This window comes from Klebsiella sp. CN_Kp097, from assembly GCF_040064495.1.
Lineage (GTDB): Bacteria > Pseudomonadota > Gammaproteobacteria > Enterobacterales > Enterobacteriaceae > Klebsiella > Klebsiella aerogenes.
This window is the reverse complement of record NZ_JBEAIL010000029.1, coordinates 1-18,095: the sequence shown is the minus strand read 5'-3', so window position 1 is coordinate 18,095 and position 18,095 is coordinate 1. Positions and strand designations below refer to the sequence as shown.

The following is an 18,095-nucleotide window of genomic DNA, read 5'->3' as shown; positions in this document are numbered from 1 at the left end:
CGGATGGCGCTACGCTTATCCGGCCTACCAGGCGTGTAGCACTTGTAGGCCGGATAAGGCGTTCACGCCGCCATCCGGCAAAAAGCCTACCCCTGCTCGCCCATCAACTGCTTCACCAGCTCAACGCAGCGCAGGAACCGGGCGTCGTAGTCCGACTCTTCCACGTGGACAAATTCGATGTCGTTTTCTTTCAGCAGCGACACCAGCAGCGTCTGAAACTCTTTGCGATCTACCGAACTGCCGAGGCTACGCAACCCATCGGCCACCCACGGCGTGTTGTTTTCCAGCAGGATCACCAGATCAAAGCGATATTCATCGATTAACGCCTGCACGAACGGATGTTCGCGGCCTTCGTACTTCAGGCAGAAGGCCTGAGTGCTGACGAAGTCGGTATCGATAAACGCCACCTTATTGGCGTATTTCACCGCGAAATCAATGTACTGTGCGTGCCCCAGCGCGATTTTATCGTAATCGGAATACTGCAACGCCATTTCATCGCCGCCGAGGTGTGAGAAGACGTAATCGCGGCCATACTCCCAGGCGCTGGTAGTATTGAAGATATTGGCGAGCTTATTCACCAGCGTCGATTTACCGCTCGACTCGCCGCCGAGGATCGCCACCGTACGCACAAAGAACGGCTTTACCTCAGTCGGAATATATTCCCAATAGCGGAACGGGTTTTCGCGGATCTGGCCGCCGCTGATACTCATGAAGGTTCGCTTCGGATCGATAAGCACGGTTTCGATCCCCAGATGCTCCAGATACTGCGGCGCATCGGCCTCTTCTGAGGTATAAATCCAGTTTGGCTCGATTCCCTTTTCACTCATGAAGGCGCGGATCCCACGGCTCCAGACATCCCAGCCGTGCGGGTACGGCTCCATCCCCTCTTCATTGAAGGCATGGATGCGAATGTTTTTTTGATATTTAAAGGTTTGCAGCAGCCAGCGCAGACGATCGGGAACCGTCGGCTGTTGCGACATGGCACTCTCCTCGAACAGCTCGCGGTCACGAGTGTCGTCATAGCCCATGATGATATGAAGCTCATCGACTTGGCTACAGGCGCGCTGAATCAGGTAAATATGCCCGGTATGCAGCGGATAAAATTTACCAAAAACCACCCCGACGCTTTTTTGTTTGCGCGGGAATTCAAGGCCGAGAAAGCGGTGTAACGCTTCGAGTTTCTGGGCGCTCGGGCTTTTGATTTTCGCGTTTAATAGCTGACTGAGATAACCTTTGGTCATCCCGCTGGCTTCCGCCACCTGCTGCAGCGTACAACCCTTTTGCTTAATGGCGTTTTTCAGATAGTCGAATGACGACATAGTTTATGCGTGCCTCCTGCAAACTCGGGTTTGCTACCCGTCATACCCTAAAGTATGACGGGTATCATTATAAGTCGTCAAAAACGCTCAGCGCATCGGCCAGTTTTTTCACGCCAAAGATTTGCATCCCTTCCGGCGCTTTTTTGGGCACATTGGCCGCTGGTACGATGGCGCGACGGAACCCATGTTTCGCCGCCTCGGAAATGCGCTCCTGGCCGCTTGGCACCGGGCGAATTTCACCGGCTAATCCGACTTCGCCAAAAACCACCAGATCCTGCGGCAACGGACGATCGCGCAGGCTCGAGACCATCGCCAGCAGCAGCGCCAGGTCGGCGCTGGTTTCAGTGACTTTGACCCCGCCAACCACGTTGACGAAGACGTCCTGATCGGCCATCTGCAGGCCGCCATGACGGTGCAGCACCGCCAGAAGGATCGCCAGACGGTTCTGTTCCAGGCCTACCGCTACGCGACGCGGATTAGACATCATCGAGTGATCGACCAGCGCCTGAATCTCAACCAGCAGCGGGCGGGTGCCTTCCCATACCACCATGACCGAGCTGCCGGAGGTGACTTCATCGCCGCGGCTGAGGAAGATAGCGGAGGGGTTGCTGACTTCGCGCAGGCCCTGCTCGGTCATCGCAAAGACGCCAAGTTCGTTGACCGCGCCAAAGCGGTTTTTATGGCTGCGCAACGTGCGGAAACGGGAATCGGCATCGCCGTCCAGCAGCACCGAGCAGTCAATACAGTGTTCCAGTACTTTCGGACCGGCCAGCGAGCCATCTTTGGTGACGTGGCCGACCATCACAATCGCCACGCCGCGAGTTTTGGCAAAGCGCGTCAAATAGGCCGCAGTTTCACGTACCTGGGCCACGCTCCCCGGCGACGACTGGACATCAGCCATATGCATCACCTGGATGGAGTCGATGACCATCAGCTGCGGCTTTTCTTCATCGGCAATCTGGCAAATTTGCTCGATGCTGGTCTCCGAGAGCATATTCAGATTCGCCGTCGGCAGCCCGAGACGATGCGCGCGCATCGCTACCTGCTGCAGGGATTCTTCCCCGGTGACGTACAGCGTTTTCATCCCTTCGGCCAGCTTACAGAGGGTTTGCAGCAGCAGCGTCGATTTCCCGGCGCCGGGGTTACCGCCGATCAGAATGGCGCTGCCCGGCACGACGCCGCCGCCGAGTACGCGGTCGAACTCTTTAAATCCGGTGGAAAAACGCGGCAGCGCCTCCAGACTTATCTCCGACAGCTTCTGTACCTTAGACACGCCGGCATTCCCGGCGTAGCCTGACAGACGCTCGTTTCTCGCCACCTGCGGCGAGGCGGCGATGCGCATCTCGGTGATGGTGTTCCAGGCATGGCAGGCGCTGCACTGCCCCTGCCAGCGCGGATAATCCGCACCACATTCATTACAGACAAATGCGCGTTTTGGAGCTTTCGCCACGTTAACCTCTTACTTTTGATTCATGCTGCCGGAGAGAATACAGAATACCCCCATCAGGTCAGCGTGGCGGATGGTGACTTCCGCCTGTTCATTGACTTTTGGTTTCGCATGATAGGCAATGCCGAGACCTGCCGCCTTGATCATCGGCAGATCGTTGGCGCCATCGCCAATCGCCACGGTTTGCGCCGACGGAATTTCATATTTTTCCGCCAGTTTACGCAGAGTGTTGGCTTTATATTTAGCATCGACGATGTCGCCGATCACGTTGCCGGTGAGCTTGCCGTCCATAATTTCCAGCTCGTTGGCGAATACCGCGTCGAGATGCAGCTTATCGCGCAGATATTCGGCAAAGAAGGTAAAGCCGCCGGAGGCGATGGCTACCTTCCAGCCCAGCGTTTCCAGCTTCAGCACCAGTTGGGTCAGCCCCGGCATCAGCGGCAGCGCTTCCCGCACCTGCAGCAGAATGTTCGCGTCGGCGTCTTTCAGAGTGGCGACGCGCTGGCGCAGGCTGGCGGTGAAGTCGAGCTCGCCGCGCATCGCGCGTTCGGTCACTTCCGAGACCAGTTCGCCGGTGCCGGCAAGCTTAGCGATTTCATCGATACATTCGATCTGAATCGCCGTGGAGTCCATATCCATCACCAACAGGCCCGGCGTGCGCAGATGCGGGATTTTCCCCAGCGGCGCGACGTCCAGCCCGGCCTCATGGGCCAGGCGCGTGGCGCGCTGCGTCAGCGAACCCGCCAGGCGAATCACCTGATAGTCTTCCACGACCCAGGAAGAGACGATGACCAGCGCCGCGCCGAGCTCGCGCTGCCACGCCGTCAGCCGACGTTTATCGAGACCGCGACCATACAGCAGCCAGCCGCTGCGCCCGGCGTGATAATCCAGCGGCATGACCTCGTCGCCGCTCAGGGAAAGCGGCAACCCAGGCCACAAGGAAACATCTTCGGGCAGGTCGCACCAGGTCAAACTGTTAGGCATTACGGCTCCACATCTCTTCATTCAGGCGAGGAAAATAACGCATGAGGCTACCTTGTAACCAGCGCTTCTGGCAACATTAAGCTGCAAATTTTCAAAGGTGGAATATGGTACGAGCAAAACTGAAATTCCGACTGCATCGCGCCGTCATTGTTCTGATCTGTCTCGCGCTTCTCGTCGCGCTGATGCAGGGCGCCTCGTGGTTCAGTCAGAATAGCCAAAAGCAGCGTAATCCGCAGTTGGAAGAGCTGGCGCGAACGCTGGCGCAGCAGGTTACGCTGAACCTGGCGCCGCTGATGCGTAGCGAAACGCCCGACGAAAAGCGCATTACCCGCCTGCTGGAACAGCTGACGGACAAAAGCCGGGTGCTCGATGCCGGGGTATATGATGAACAAGGCGATTTGGTGGCCCGCTCCGGCGAAAGCGTCGATGTGCGCGACCGCCTGGCGCTGGATGGCAAAAAAGCTGGCGGCTACTTTAACCAGCAAATCGTCGAGCCGATCCTCGGCAAAAACGGTCCGGTCGGCTATCTGCGCCTGACGCTGGATACCCACACGTTGGCCACCGAGGCGAAACAGGTGGATAATACCACCAATATCTTACGCCTGATGCTGCTGTTGTCGCTGGCCATCGGCGTGGTGCTGACCCGTACGTTGCTGCAGGGCAAACGTACCCGCTGGCAGCAGTCGCCCTTCCTGCTCACCGCCAATAAGCCCGTCCAGGACGAAGATAAAGATTAATCAGAAAAGGATATCCTATGCCGACGCTCCGCCTGTTGCTCTCCGATTCCTACGACCCCTGGTTTAACCTCGCGGTCGAGGAGTGTATTTTCCGCCAGATGCCGGCCACCCAACGGGTACTGTTTCTGTGGCGCAACGCCGACACCGTGGTGATTGGCCGCGCGCAGAACCCGTGGAAGGAGTGCAATACCCGGCGCATGGAAGAGGACCACGTCCGGCTGGCCCGGCGCAGCAGCGGCGGCGGCGCGGTATTCCACGACCTCGGCAATACCTGCTTTACCTTTATGGCGGGCAAACCGGAATACGACAAAACCGTTTCTACCGCTATCGTGCTCGCGGCGTTGAATTCGCTTGGCGTGACCGCCGAGGCTTCCGGGCGCAACGATCTGGTCGTGAAAACCGACAATGGCGACCGCAAGGTTTCCGGATCCGCCTATCGCGAAACGATGGACCGCGGTTTTCATCATGGCACCCTGCTGCTAAACGCCGACTTAAGCCGTCTCGCCAACTATCTTAATCCGGACAAAAAAAAGCTGCAGGCCAAGGGCATTACCTCGGTACGCGGGCGCGTAGCGAACCTGGTTGAACTCCTGCCGGGCATTACCCATCAGCAGAGTTGCGAAGCCATTCAGGAGGCATTTTTCAGCCATTACGGCGAACGGGTAGAGGCGGAAGTCATTTCGCCGGACAACACGCCGGATCTGCCGAATTTTGCCGAGACCTTCGCCCGCCAGAGCAGCTGGGAGTGGAACTTCGGCCAGGCGCCCGCTTTCTCCCACCTGCTGGATGAGCGCTTTCGCTGGGGCGGCGTCGAGCTGCATTTTGACGTCGAGAAGGGCCATATCACCCGCGCCCAGGCTTTTACCGATAGCCTGAACCCGGCGCCGCTCGAGGCGTTGGCGGCACGGTTAGTCGGTTGTCAGTATCGGGCGGAAATATTACAGCAGCAGTGTGAGGCGCTGCTCGCCGATTTCCCTGAGCAGGAAGCGGAACTGAAAGAACTGTCGGCGTGGCTGGCCGGCGCGGTGCGCTAATAAAAAAGCCCGCTGCGTTTAGCGGGCCTGGAAACCGTAGGCCGGGTCAGGCGAAGCCGCCACCCGGCACAACAGGTCTTACTCTTTATCACCCAGCAGTACGGATTCCAGCGCGATTTTGATCATATCGTTGAAGGTGGTCTGACGCTCAGCGGCAGTGGTCTGCTCGTGAGTGCGGATATGATCGGAAACGGTGCAGATGGTCAGCGCTTTCGCACCGAACTCAGCCGCTACGCCATAAATGCCGGCCGCTTCCATTTCCACGCCCAGAATGCCGTATTTTTCCATCACGTCGAACATAGACGGATCCGGCGTATAGAACAGATCAGCGGAGAAGATGTTGCCAACGCGCGCGTCAACGCCCAGCGCCTTCGCCGCGTCTACCGCATTACGCACCATGCCGAAATCGGCAATCGCCGCGAAGTCGTGGTCTTTGAAACGCAGACGGTTGACTTTAGAGTCGGTGCACGCGCCCATGCCGATAACCACATCACGCAGTTTGACATCTTCACGTACCGCACCGCAGGAGCCGACGCGGATGATTTTCTTCACGCCGAAATCGGTGATCAGCTCTTTAGTGTAGATAGAGCAGGATGGGATCCCCATACCATGGCCCATCACGGAGATTTTGCGGCCTTTGTAGGTACCGGTGAAGCCCAGCATGCCGCGCACGTTGTTCACTTCACGTACGTCTTCGAGGAAGGTTTCTGCAATGTGCTTCGCGCGCAGCGGGTCGCCCGGCATCAAAACTACGTCAGCAAAATCGCCCATTTCTGCGTTAATGTGTGGGGTGGCCATCGTTTTATCCTTATATAAATTGTTCGGGCCTGATGGCGGCTACGCCTTATCAGGCCTACAAAACGTATTCAAATACCCTAAGGATTTCGCGTCGTAGGAAGGCGACGAATTCGTGAATCCCCGGGAGCATAGATTAACTATGTGACCAGGGTGAGCGAATGAAGTCAACGCATCTACAGCGCGAAAGACAACGGGTATCACAGCATGTTTTTACCGTATTCCATTGGCGACGTACCAAAGTATGTCGCCAGCGTCTGGCCAATATCGGCGAAAGTTTCGCGGTGGCCTAACGAACCCGGCTTCACTTTCGGGCCGTACACCAGCACCGGAATGTGTTCGCGGGTGTGGTCGGTACCGGTCCAGGTCGGGTCGCAGCCGTGGTCGGCGGTGAGGATCAGAATGTCGTCTTCCCCAACCAGCTCCATCAGCTCCGGCAGACGACGGTCGAACAGCTCCAGACCCGCCGCGTAGCCAGCGACGTCGCGACGGTGGCCCCAGGAGGAGTCAAAATCGACGAAGTTAGTGAAGACGATAGTCTCGTCGCCCGCTTCCTTCATCTCTTTGATGGTCGCGTCGAACAACGCGTCCAGTCCGGTGGCTTTCACTTTCTTAGTGATGCCGCAGTTGGCGTAGATGTCGGCGATTTTACCCACGGAAACCACGTGGCCGTTTTTCTCGTCGACCAGCTTCTGCAGCACGGTCGGCGCCGGCGGCTCGACCGCCAGATCGTGACGGTTACCGGTACGCTGGAAGTTACCGGCTTTGTCGCCAACAAACGGACGAGCAATCACGCGGCCAATGTTATAGCCGCCTTCGGTCAGCTCTTCACGGGCGATTTCGCACAGCTCATACAGCTTGTCGAGGCCGAAAGTCTCTTCGTGACAGGCGATCTGGAACACCGAGTCAGCAGAGGTATAGAAAATCGGTTTCCCGGTTTTCATATGCTCTTCACCCAGTTGGTCCAGAATCACGGTACCGGAAGAGTGGCAATTGCCGAGGTAGCCCGGCAGGTTCGCGCGCTTAACCAGTTTATCCAGCAGTTCCTGCGGGAAGCTGTTCTCGTGGTCGCTGAAGTAGCCCCAGTCAAACAGCACCGGCACGCCGGCGATTTCCCAGTGGCCAGACGGCGTATCTTTACCAGAAGAGAGTTCATGCGCCCAGGCATAGGCACCAACGACTTCGGCATTACCGTCCATACCGGCGGCAATTTTACCGGTAGAACCTTCATGCGCTTTCACCAGACCCAGACGGGTCAGGTTAGGTAAATTCAACGGGCCTTTACGACCATTGTCAGCTTCACCTTTGGCGCAGGCTTCCGCAATGTGGCCCAGAGTATCGGCGCCAACATCGCCAAAGCGGTCAGCGTCTTCCGTTGCGCCAATCCCAAAGGAGTCCAGCACCATAATAAATGCACGTTTCATCTTGTTCTCCATACATCATGCGCTGCAAAAAAGCGATCAGATCAGTATATCGCTACTTGGTGATACGGCGATAGACCGTCGGTGTAATTTCTGGGGCGTGGGCGTCCAGTTTTATTGCCGCTTTCACGGCTTTAGCCGCTTCCTGCCAGCTCGATTCATCTTTCGCATGAATCACCGCCAGCGGACGTTCGCCATCAACTTTATCGTCAAGGCGCGCCATATCGGTAAAGCCAACGCTGTAGTCAATAGTATCGGAAGCCTGGCGACGACCGCCGCCCATCGACACCACCGCCATCCCCAGCGCGCGGGTATCCATTTCAGAGACAAATCCGGCGCCTTCAGCATAGACCGCTTTGCTCAGCATTGCCGTCGGCAGGTATTTCGCATAGTTTTCGACAAAGTCGCTCGGCCCCTTCTGCGCCGCCACCATGCGGCCAAAGACTTCTGCCGCTTTACCGTTATCCAGCACCGCCTGCAATTTCGCGCGCGCCTCGGCGTCATCCGCCGCCAGCTTGCCGGAAATCAGCATTTCCACGCACAGCGCCATGGTGACGTCGTACAGGCGCGGGTTGCGGTATTCGCCGGTCAGGAACTGTACCGCTTCGCGAACTTCAACGGCGTTACCCGCGCTGGAGGCCAGCACCTGGTTCATATCCGTTAACAGTGCGGTCGTGCGCACGCCGGCGCCGTTGGAGACGCCAACGATCGCTTCGGCAAGCGCTTCTGAAAGCTCATAAGTCGGCATAAAGGCGCCGCTGCCGACTTTAACGTCCATCACCAGCGCGTCCAGACCTTCCGCCAGTTTCTTGGCCAGAATAGACGCGGTAATCAGCGGGATGGAATCCACCGTCGCGGTAATATCGCGGGTGGCATAGAAACGTTTGTCAGCCGGCGCGAGCGAGCTGGTCTGCCCGATAATCGCCACGCCGACATCTTTAATAATTTCGCGGAAACGCGCGTCGTCCGGGAAAATATCAAAACCCGGGATCGCTTCCAGTTTATCAAGCGTACCGCCGGTATGGCCGAGACCACGCCCGGAGATCATCGGTACGTAACCGCCGCAGGCGGCAACCATTGGCCCCAGCATCAGCGAGGTGACGTCACCCACGCCGCCGGTCGAGTGTTTATCGACGATCGGGCCGTTGAGGTTAAGGCTTTTCCAGTCGAGAACGGTTCCTGAATCCCGCATCGCCATGGTCAGCGAGACACGTTCCGGCATAGACATATCATGGAAGAAGATGGTCATCGCCAGCGCGGCGATCTGTCCTTCAGAGATAGTATTATCGCGGATACCGTTGATGAAAAAGCGAATTTCTTCATCGCTTAATACATGACCATCACGTTTTTTACGAATAATTTCTTGTGCGAGAAACACGGTAACCTCCCAAATAGTATAAATTGCCGGATGGCGGCGCGAGCGCCTTATCCGGCCTACAGGCATCCATTCGTAGGCCGGATAAGCGCAGCACCATCCGGCGTATCAAGGGATTAGTAGCTGCTGGCGCTCTTACCGTCGCCGTGACCCAGGGCTTTCAGCAGGCTAGCCAACAGGCTGGATGCGCCGAAACGGTAGTGACGGGAATCGGCCCAGTCGGCGCCGAACAGTTCATCAGCAATCGCCAGGAACTGTTGCGCATCTTCCGCGCTGCGCACGCCGCCGGCAGGTTTAAAGCCAACGGTTTTCTCAACGCCCATATCGCGGATCACTTCCATCATGATGCGCGCGCTTTCCGGCGTCGCATTCACCGGCACTTTACCGGTAGAAGTTTTGATGAAATCCGCGCCCGCTTTAATAGAGATTTCAGACGCCTTACGAATCAGCGCTTCTTCTTTCAGTTCGCCGGTTTCGATGATCACTTTCAGCAGCACATTCGCCGCCGCACAGGCTTCTTTACAGGCTTTCACCAGATCAAAACCCACCTGCTCGTTACCCGCGATCAGCGCGCGGTACGGGAAAACCACATCCACTTCATCCGCGCCATAAGCGATTGCCGCGCGGGTTTCCGCCAGCGCGATATCGATATCGTCATTACCATGCGGGAAGTTAGTCACCGTCGCGATGCGGATATCCGGCGTTCCTTGTTCGTTCAGCGTCTTACGGGCAATCGGGATAAAACGCGGGTAGATGCAGACCGCAGCGGTATTTCCCACCGGCGTTTTCGCCTGATGACACAGAGCGATCACCTTCTCATTGGTGTCGTCATCGTTCAGGGTGGTCAGATCCATCAGTTTCAACGCGCGCAGGCTGCTTGCTTTCAAATCAGTCATTTCATACTCCGACGGCGTATTGCCGGTTCAATAGTTTGTTCACCTTGCGAGCCTGTTACTATTGTAACAACCGCTCGCCATTACACTTCGACATTCATCACAGTTAATGAAAACTAATTACTAATTTGCATTACTGTAATGTGATAAAAATCACAATTAACCAGCACTTCCCGCCAGCCTCACCGTCATCTCCTGTTTAAGCATAATCGGCAAACCGAAGTTCATGGTGATGTTATTATTCTAACATATCAAAACGAGTTATCTCGACGTCATGGCGCACAAATTGTGCAAATCCTGGCCATAAATATACTTTCTGATTGAAACTTAATGGATTTTATATTTATAAAAAATGATGGGATTGTCACACCCGACCAGAACCGGGGACGACGTTGTCCAGTATGTGGGTCGTTAGAGGGTTAGCGCGGTAAAGAGGTTTTTGGTATTCGCCAGTAGTGCCGCTTCAATTTCCTGCGCCGGTTCCGCGCGCAGTTCGCAGAGCGAGTCAAAGACGCGGGCCGCCTGTTCCGGGCGGTTCGGCTGTCCCTGAAAACCATTCAGCGGCATATCCGGAGCATCGGTTTCCAGCAGCAGCGAAGAAAGCGGCAGACGCGCCATAACATCGCGAGTTTTGCTGGCGCGGGGATAGGTAATGGTACCGCCAACGCCAATCTTATAGCCCAGCTGTACAAAACGTTCCGCCTGCTGCAGGCTGCCGGCAAAACCATGCACCACCCCGGCGCGCGGCAGGTTATGTTTTTTTAGCAACATCGCCAGCTTATCGTGGGTGCGGCGCGAATGCAGGATCACTGGCAAATCGTAACGCTTTGCCAGCCGCAATTGCGCTTCCAGCAGCGCCTGTTGGCGATCGTATTGCGGATCGTCGCGGTAGAGATCGAGGCCAATCTCCCCGACGGCCACGAGTTTCGGATGACGCTGTGCAAGATAGCTTTCCAGTTGCGCTAACCCGCGGTCATCATGCTGTTCGATAACAATGGGATGCATCCCTAACGCGGCATACAGCGGCTCGTGTTGCTCCGCCAGCGCCAGCACGCGAGCAAAGCGCGCGGCGGATATCGACGGCACGATTATGCGCCCAACGCCGGCCTGCGACGCCCGTGCGATACTCGCCGGTTCATCCTCTGTAAATGGGGGAAAATCGAAATGACAGTGGGTATCAATAAAGCGTAACGTCACGCCAGATCCTCGTTATTAAAGCTAGGGTCATTAGCCTGCGGCGCGGTGATAATCGCCTGTTGCGGCGTTTCGTTAGCTACCGGCAGCGGCGGCACCACTACCGGCGTCGGCATTGCCACACGCGGCGCATGACGTAACAGCGGCGGTTGCTCGGTCAGCAGTTTCCCTACCGTAGCGAGGAAGTAGCGGCCGCACTGGCGTCCGGTTTTATAATCTTCCAGCAGCGCCGGCAGACGGCTGCCAAGCGCCATACTGCGCAGTGGCCGCTGCGGATAGATTTCGAATATCCGCAGTTTACCCGGCGGCTTTTCAATAAACTGCTGCGTCGCGCGATAGGTGGTTTCGTGGTGCTGTACCAGGTTCACAAAAGGCTGCAAACTGCTTTCCCCCAGCCAGCGCTCCATCCGTTTAAACCACTGCGGAGTGTAGAACATCTGCGAAGGGACGGTACGGATAACCACAATAGTCTGCGCGCCGCGGCGCGCTGCCTCCTGCACAGGGATCGCGTCGCTGACGCCGCCATCGAGGTAGTTCACGCCATCCAGCAGGACACCGCTACGGTAAAAACCTGGAATGGCGCTGGAGGCGCGGATCAGATCAAGCCAGGTCTGGCGGGTAGGGGAAAAATAGTTTGCCGTGTAGTCGTCACCGCGGCAGGCACACATCCACAGCTCTTTACCCAGCGCGAACTGCTCCTCGGCATAGTTCATCGCCAGCGGCATTTGTTGTGCAGTGGAATCGACCAGCCAATCGAGATCGATAAGATTGCCGCCGCGTACGAAGCGCATCGGGTCAAAAAATTGCCGCGAGGTGGTGTAACGCGTAATGACTTTACGGGCGTAGCCCTGCTGATTACAGATATAAGCGGAGATGTTTTGCGCGCCAGCGGAAGTACCAAGCATCAGGTCGAAAGGGTTAAATCCGGCGCGCATGAATTCGTCCAGAACCCCGGCTGTGAAAATACCTCTCTGACCACCGCCTTCGCACACCAGAGCCAATTTGCCTGGACGGAAGGGTTTTACCGCTAACGGGGCGATATTGCCCAACGTCACGGGAATGCGCTGCCCCACCCTGCTTTCCTGTTTGTTTATTTTCTGTCATTAAAGTAACGTAAATTGTCGTCCTCTGAAACCGCAAAAGCCAGTCACATTGACTGGCTTTATGTAAGACGTTATGTCATCACTGCGCGGTTATTGATTCACGCCTTTCGGCACATCGCCTCTAGGGTCGTTTTCGCCCGGTAAACAGGCTGACCAGGAAAATGATAATACCGACAACAAAGACGATTTTAGCCGCCCACGCCGCGGTACCCGCCAGACCACCAAAACCCAATGCGGCGGCAATTAACGCGATGATCAGAAAAATAATGCCCCATCTAAACATACTGTTCTCCTTACCATATGATTAACGGTCGCTTTTCTGCGCGCTCAGGCCGCGCATACATCAACCCTGCGTACAACTCGCTCAGCGGTCTCGCCGCTGGCGAATATCTTTTAATAAATACCCTTACTGCACTTTAAGATCGTTCTTCACGCTCTTAACACCGGTAACCGCTTTGGCAATGTCTGCCGCACGATCGACCTGCTTGCTCGATTCCAGGGTTCCGGAGAGGTGTACCACCCCGTTGCTGGTTTCCACCGTCACCTTACGCGACGGAACGATATCGTCCGCGAGCAGTTTAGCTTTGACTTCGCTGGTGATAGCGGTGTCGCCAGCATAGCCCTTCAGGCTTGCCGATTTTTCACCTGCCACGGTCAGCTTGTCGCTTACCGAACTCACCCCTTCGACGCCTTTCGCCGCGCTAACGGCCTGTGATTTTTGCTCAGCGCTCTCCACCGTTCCGCTTAAGGTCACCACTTTGTTTTCCGTTTTCACCGAGATATCGGTACTACGGATCCTTTTGTCATCGATCAGCGCCGCCTTAACACGGGCGGTGATCGTGCTGTCATCCATAAAATCGCCAACCTTGTTGATCGACTTATCGACGCTGTCTCCGGCGCTGGTCGCGGCAGCCTTGGCGCTATCGGTGACGGTGGTTTCCGCATAGGTCGAGGCGCTTATCAACGCTGAGCCTAAGAAGAGAGGCAGCAATAGCCTGGCGCTCTTTAGTCTGGTCATTGGTATGCCCTCACGATGTCTGCTTTGGTAAAACACATGGCTGTTTATTCAGCCAGGTTTCTGAAAAGTGCTTAATAAATATAGTAGATGAGCGGAGATGCGGCGGAGGGTTTGAATAAAAAAGCTACGATTCGCGCAGATTTAAGAACTTTCTATGGTAAGGAGGGAGACGGGCAAAACAGGCTGGAGCGCAGCATCGCCGCGCTCCAGAGAGATATTAGTGTTCGCGGGTTTTGCGGAACACCACGTCAGGGTAACGCTCTTGCGTCAGGTTCAGGTTCACCATCGTCGGGGCGATATAGGTCAGATTATCGCCGCCATCCAGCGCCAGCTGAACTTCGTTCTTACGCTTAAACTCTTCGAATTTCTTCACGTCTGTCGATTCAACCCAACGCGCGGTGGCCACGTTGACGGATTCGTAAATCGCTTCAACGTTGTATTCGCTTTTCAGACGCGCTACTACCACGTCAAACTGCAGCACGCCGACGGCGCCAACGATCAGATCGTTATTCGCGATCGGACGGAAGACCTGTACCGCGCCCTCTTCAGACAGCTGTACCAGCCCTTTCAGCAGCTGTTTCTGCTTCAGCGGATCTTTCAGGCGAATACGACGGAACAGTTCCGGCGCGAAGTTCGGAATACCGGTGAACTTCATCATTTCGCCCTGGGTAAAGGTGTCGCCAATCTGAATGGTGCCGTGGTTATGCAGACCGATAATATCGCCAGGGTAGGCTTCTTCAACGTGCGAGCGATCGCCCGCCATAAAGGTCAGCGCGTCGGAAATCACCACGTCTTTGCCGATACGCACCTGACGCAGCTTCATGCCTTTCTCGTATTTGCCGGAAACCACGCGCATAAAGGCCACGCGGTCGCGGTGTTTCGGGTCCATGTTGGCCTGAATCTTAAACACGAAGCCGGTGAATTTCTCTTCTGCAGCCGTCACTTCACGGGTATCAGTGTTACGCGGCATCGGCGCCGGCGCCCACTCCACCAGACCATCCAGCATATGATCCACGCCGAAGTTACCTAATGCGGTGCCGAAGAACACCGGAGTAATTTCGCCCGCCAGGAACAGTTCTTTATCGAACTCGTTCGAAGCGCCCTGCACCAGTTCCAGTTCATCGCGCAGCTGCTGCGCCAGATCGTCGCCCACCGCGGCATCGAGTTCAGGGTTATTCAACCCCTTAACCACGCGCACTTCCTGAATAGTGTGCCCTTTACCGGTCTGATAGAGGTAAGTTTCATCTTTATAAAGATGATAAACCCCTTTAAACAGCTTGCCGCAGCCGATAGGCCAGGTAATCGGCGCGCAGCCGATTTTCAGCTCATTTTCGACTTCATCCAGCAATTCCATCGGATCGCGGATATCACGGTCGAGTTTGTTCATAAAGGTGAGGATCGGCGTATCGCGCAGACGGGTAACTTCCATCAGCTTGCGGGTACGATCTTCGACGCCTTTCGCCGCATCGATAACCATCAGACAGCAGTCAACCGCCGTCAGGGTACGGTAAGTATCTTCGGAGAAGTCTTCGTGCCCCGGGGTATCCAGCAGGTTAACCAGGCTGTCATGGTACGGGAACTGCATCACCGAGGTGGTAATCGAGATCCCACGCTGCTTTTCCATTTCCATCCAGTCGGATTTAGCATGCTGGCTGGAACCACGGCCCTTCACGGTACCTGCGGTCTGAATCGCCTGTCCGAACAGCAGCACTTTTTCAGTGATGGTGGTCTTACCGGCATCCGGGTGAGAAATAATGGCAAAAGTGCGGCGTTTAGCCACCTCTTGCAGATAAGGAGACAACGTCATAATTCAATCTTCTAAGTAAACGCGGCAATGGGCCGCGCATGTGGAATACGAAAAATTGCGGCTATTTTACCCATCAATGGGGGGGAGGCAATTAGTGTTTACACAGGAGTTGCTCCAGTTCGCTTAAAGAGATCACCGTCCAGTCTGGCTGCAGGTCTGCTGGCAGCGTTTGCTGGTGCGCATTCAACCAACAGGTGGCAAGCCCGGCATTAACGCCGCCGCGGATATCCGACTCGGCGGTATCGCCAACCATCAATACCCTGTCGCGCGACGGATTACCCGCCTGCGCCAGCGCGTAATCGAAGATACGCGCATCCGGCTTCGCGACGCCGACTTCCTCAGAAATAATCAGCAAATCAAAGTGATCGCGCAGGCCTGTTCGCTCCAGACGAGTCTGCTGCAACGAGGTAAAACCGTTGGTGATGATGCCCATTTTTACCTTGCCCTGCAGCGCATTCAGCAGCGATACAGCGCCCGGCAGCGGCGCGCAGATTTCCGCCATCGCATTCATGAAAGCGTCGTTCAGTTCGCCCGGAGGGACGTTCAAACGTTCCGCCCAGCTATCAAAACGCTGATGCTGTAATTGTAGCGAGGTGATGGCACCGTTTTGATAATCCACCCACAGCGGCTTATTAACGGCCTGATAGTCCTGAAAATCTTTGGCGGTAAATGTCACGCTATAGTCGAGAAACATCCGCTGTAAACCGCTGAAAGAGTCAAACGTAAACAACGTTTCATCGGCATCAAAGAAAATCCAGTCCCATTTCATCGTTTCACCTTGTCTTACATACTGATTGGCAGAGCCATGATAATTGCGTCTTCACGCCCGTCGGCCGTAGGGTAGTAATTGCGGCGGATAGTCGCCTCGTTAAAGCCTAAGCTTTCGTAGAGCGCGATGGCGGCGACATTCGATGCCCGCACCTCCAGCCACAGCGTGACGACGCCGAGTTTTTCTACTTCATCAATAACATGTTCCAGCAGTTCCCGTCCCAGGCCGCGGCGCTGGTAGGCGGGGTCGACGGCGATGTTAAAAAGCGTCGCTTCATCAAGGACAATCTGAGTAATGGCAAATGCCGCCATTTCTCCATCCACTGCCAGTTGGTAATTCAGATAACGTTCACCCTGATTACTGGCAAAGGTTTGTTCGCTCCACGGAAAAGCGTGGGCGCGTTTTTCGATTTGCCAGGCTTTGGATAAATCAGCCGTGCTGAGGGTAGAAATCGTGTTCATGTGCGCAGATTTGTTGCCAGAGCGCGATGCGAGCCGGCACGCTGCTCTGAAGTTCATCAAAAACGGGCGTCGAGACCTGGGCGCCCGCCAGCGACAGCGGCGTCTCGCAGCCCAGTCGCCAGCTGTTGCAGCGGCTATTTTGCGGCAGCATCGCTACCCGGTCCGGCGTAAGCTGCAGTACCTGATCGGCGCGAATCGAGAGCGCGCGCAGAATATCGCTAATGAGCGGTTCAGTCAGCGACGGCGGGGTTTCCGCCACCATCACCAGACGAATATGTTCAGGAAGCGAGATAGCGATTTCGCCCTGCAACGCCCCCGGGCGACGCAGCGACCACTGGGTAATTCCCAGTTGCTGTAATTGCCAGTCTCGTCGGGAAGTCATAGCGAAACACTCCTGTTAAACAAGCGCGCAATATAGCAAATCCGTCGTATCTGCGCCAACAAACTACTATAATCGGCGCCAGTCTTATTGAAGGAGTGTTTCATGTCAGCTTTTACCCCGGCAAGTGAAGTCTTGCTGCGCCACAGTGATGATTTCGAGTCCGCCCGCGTTCTGTTTGCCGGTGACCTGCAGGATGACCTGCCTGCACGTCTGGATACCGCGGGCAGCCGCGCTCATACCCAACAATTCCACCACTGGCAGGTCCTGAATCGCCAGATGGGCGACAACGTTCGTTTTAGCTTAGTGGCCGAGGCCGCCGACGTCGCCGATTGCGATACCCTGATCTACTACTGGCCGAAGAACAAGCCAGAAGCGCAGTTCCAACTGATGAACCTGCTCTCTCTGCTGCCGGTGGGGAGCGATATTTTTGTGATCGGCGAAAACCGCAGCGGCGTACGTAGCGCCGAGCAAATGCTCGCCGAATACGCGCCGCTGAATAAAGTGGATAGCGCCCGCCGCTGCGGTCTCTACCACGGCCGTCTGGAAAAACAGCCCTCCTTCAACGCCGAACAGTACTGGAACGAGTACACGCTCGATAATCTGACCATTAAAACGCTGCCGGGCGTGTTCAGCCGCGACGGCCTTGATGTCGGCAGCCAGCTGCTGCTGTCGACCCTGCAACCGCACACCAAAGGTAAAGTGCTCGATGTCGGCTGCGGCGCCGGAGTGCTTGCCACGGTACTGGCCAGTCATTCACCGAAGGTACGCCTGACGCTATGCGACGTCAGCGCTCCGGCGGTCGAAGCCAGCCGCGCGACGCTTGCCGCGAATGGTTTTGAAGGCGAGGTTTTTGCCAGTAACGTCTTCTCTGAAGTCAACGGCCGTTTTGACATGATCATCTCAAATCCGCCATTCCATGACGGCCTGCAGACCAGTCTTGAAGCGGCGCAGGCGCTGATCCGCGGCGCGGTCCGCCATCTGAACAGCGGCGGCGAACTGCGCATCGTTGCCAATGCCTTCCTGCCGTATCCGCAGGTGCTGGATGAGACGTTTGGCTTCCACGAAGTGATCGCCCAAACCGGCCGTTTCAAAGTTTACCGCACGGTGATGACTCGCCAGGCCAGGAAATAATCTTCTTTTCCCATCGGCGGCATGCTCGACGTGCCGCCAGGCCTTCCCTTCGCTCTGAATAGCCCATTTTTGCAGCAATCGAGAAAACCTGCATAATTAACTATTGACGTGTCGCCGAAAACCACTAGAATGCGCCTCCGTGGTAACGATACTTTTTAGTGTCGATGGTATGCGAAGGTGGCGGAATTGGTAGACGCGCTAGCTTCAGGTGTTAGTGTCCTTACG

At 56.0% G+C, this 18,095-nt stretch carries 18 protein-coding genes; 3 read left to right on the top strand and 15 right to left on the bottom strand.

Features of this window, described 5'->3' with window-relative positions:
• Positions 1-86 precede the first annotated feature (86 nt).
• The 3 genes from nadR to serB all read right to left on the bottom strand — a co-directional run bounded on the left by nadR (position 87) and on the right by serB (position 3,750).
• Positions 87-1,319: a multifunctional transcriptional regulator/nicotinamide-nucleotide adenylyltransferase/ribosylnicotinamide kinase NadR gene (gene nadR, locus ABLV07_RS21750; protein WP_020079664.1), complete on the bottom strand. Its 1,233-nt coding sequence runs from the start codon at positions 1,317-1,319 to the stop codon at positions 87-89.
• Between the two features lie 67 nt (positions 1,320-1,386).
• Positions 1,387-2,769, bottom strand: coding sequence for a DNA repair protein RadA (radA, locus tag ABLV07_RS21745; RefSeq protein WP_015368375.1), 1,383 nt, complete (start codon positions 2,767-2,769; stop codon positions 1,387-1,389).
• Between the two features lie 9 nt (positions 2,770-2,778).
• Positions 2,779-3,750, bottom strand: a complete 972-nt coding sequence (gene serB / locus ABLV07_RS21740; protein WP_015368376.1) for a phosphoserine phosphatase — start codon at positions 3,748-3,750, stop codon at positions 2,779-2,781.
• A gap of 104 nt (positions 3,751-3,854) precedes the next feature.
• Between serB and ABLV07_RS21735 the strand changes: the two genes are divergently transcribed.
• Together ABLV07_RS21735 and lplA are read left to right on the top strand one after the other, a co-directional pair.
• Positions 3,855-4,487 (top strand): YtjB family periplasmic protein, encoded by a 633-nt coding sequence (locus ABLV07_RS21735; RefSeq protein WP_015368377.1) that lies wholly within the window; start codon positions 3,855-3,857, stop codon positions 4,485-4,487.
• A 17-nt stretch (positions 4,488-4,504) separates the two neighbouring features.
• On the top strand, positions 4,505-5,521 hold the full coding sequence (gene lplA / locus ABLV07_RS21730) for a lipoate--protein ligase LplA (protein ID WP_348853830.1): 1,017 nt from the start codon (positions 4,505-4,507) through the stop codon (positions 5,519-5,521).
• A 78-nt stretch (positions 5,522-5,599) separates the two neighbouring features.
• Here the strand turns inward: lplA and deoD are convergent, their stop codons facing one another.
• The 12 genes from deoD to ABLV07_RS21670 form a co-directional block, all read right to left on the bottom strand.
• On the bottom strand, positions 5,600-6,319 hold the full coding sequence (gene deoD, locus ABLV07_RS21725; protein WP_002887789.1) for a purine-nucleoside phosphorylase: 720 nt from the start codon (positions 6,317-6,319) through the stop codon (positions 5,600-5,602).
• 197 nt (positions 6,320-6,516) lie between these two features.
• On the bottom strand, positions 6,517-7,740 hold the full coding sequence (gene deoB / locus ABLV07_RS21720) for a phosphopentomutase (protein ID WP_015368379.1): 1,224 nt from the start codon (positions 7,738-7,740) through the stop codon (positions 6,517-6,519).
• 52 nt (positions 7,741-7,792) lie between these two features.
• Positions 7,793-9,115, bottom strand: a complete 1,323-nt coding sequence (gene deoA / locus ABLV07_RS21715; protein ID WP_348853829.1) for a thymidine phosphorylase — start codon at positions 9,113-9,115, stop codon at positions 7,793-7,795.
• Positions 9,116-9,228: 113 nt separating this feature from the next.
• On the bottom strand, positions 9,229-10,008 hold the full coding sequence (gene deoC, locus ABLV07_RS21710) for a deoxyribose-phosphate aldolase (RefSeq protein WP_015368381.1): 780 nt from the start codon (positions 10,006-10,008) through the stop codon (positions 9,229-9,231).
• A gap of 408 nt (positions 10,009-10,416) precedes the next feature.
• Positions 10,417-11,202, bottom strand: a complete 786-nt coding sequence (locus ABLV07_RS21705) for a metal-dependent hydrolase (RefSeq protein ID WP_015368382.1) — start codon at positions 11,200-11,202, stop codon at positions 10,417-10,419.
• On the bottom strand, positions 11,199-12,272 hold the full coding sequence (locus ABLV07_RS21700; protein ID WP_015368383.1) for a patatin family protein: 1,074 nt from the start codon (positions 12,270-12,272) through the stop codon (positions 11,199-11,201). The genes ABLV07_RS21705 and ABLV07_RS21700 overlap by 4 nt, the downstream gene beginning before the upstream one ends.
• Positions 12,273-12,423: 151 nt before the next feature.
• Positions 12,424-12,585: a DUF1328 domain-containing protein gene (locus ABLV07_RS21695; RefSeq protein ID WP_015368384.1), complete on the bottom strand. Its 162-nt coding sequence runs from the start codon at positions 12,583-12,585 to the stop codon at positions 12,424-12,426.
• 123 nt (positions 12,586-12,708) lie between these two features.
• On the bottom strand, positions 12,709-13,320 hold the full coding sequence (osmY, locus tag ABLV07_RS21690; RefSeq protein WP_032709836.1) for a molecular chaperone OsmY: 612 nt from the start codon (positions 13,318-13,320) through the stop codon (positions 12,709-12,711).
• Positions 13,321-13,537: 217 nt separating this feature from the next.
• A complete protein-coding gene (prfC, locus tag ABLV07_RS21685; RefSeq protein ID WP_020079669.1) occupies positions 13,538-15,127 on the bottom strand; it encodes a peptide chain release factor 3 in 1,590 nt (529 codons plus the stop codon).
• A gap of 91 nt (positions 15,128-15,218) precedes the next feature.
• Positions 15,219-15,896, bottom strand: a complete 678-nt coding sequence (yjjG, locus tag ABLV07_RS21680) for a pyrimidine 5'-nucleotidase (protein WP_348853827.1) — start codon at positions 15,894-15,896, stop codon at positions 15,219-15,221.
• Between the two features lie 14 nt (positions 15,897-15,910).
• Positions 15,911-16,357: a ribosomal protein S18-alanine N-acetyltransferase gene (rimI, locus tag ABLV07_RS21675; RefSeq protein ID WP_015368389.1), complete on the bottom strand. Its 447-nt coding sequence runs from the start codon at positions 16,355-16,357 to the stop codon at positions 15,911-15,913.
• Entirely contained in the window at positions 16,326-16,739 is a 414-nt protein-coding gene (locus ABLV07_RS21670; RefSeq protein WP_032715969.1) for a DNA polymerase III subunit psi, read from the bottom strand. Before ABLV07_RS21670 ends, rimI begins: the two co-directional genes overlap by 32 nt.
• 102 nt (positions 16,740-16,841) lie before the next feature.
• Between ABLV07_RS21670 and rsmC the strand changes: the two genes are divergently transcribed.
• Positions 16,842-17,870, top strand: coding sequence for a 16S rRNA (guanine(1207)-N(2))-methyltransferase RsmC (gene rsmC, locus ABLV07_RS21665; protein ID WP_032709834.1), 1,029 nt, complete (start codon positions 16,842-16,844; stop codon positions 17,868-17,870).
• Positions 17,871-18,095: the final 225 nt, after the last annotated feature.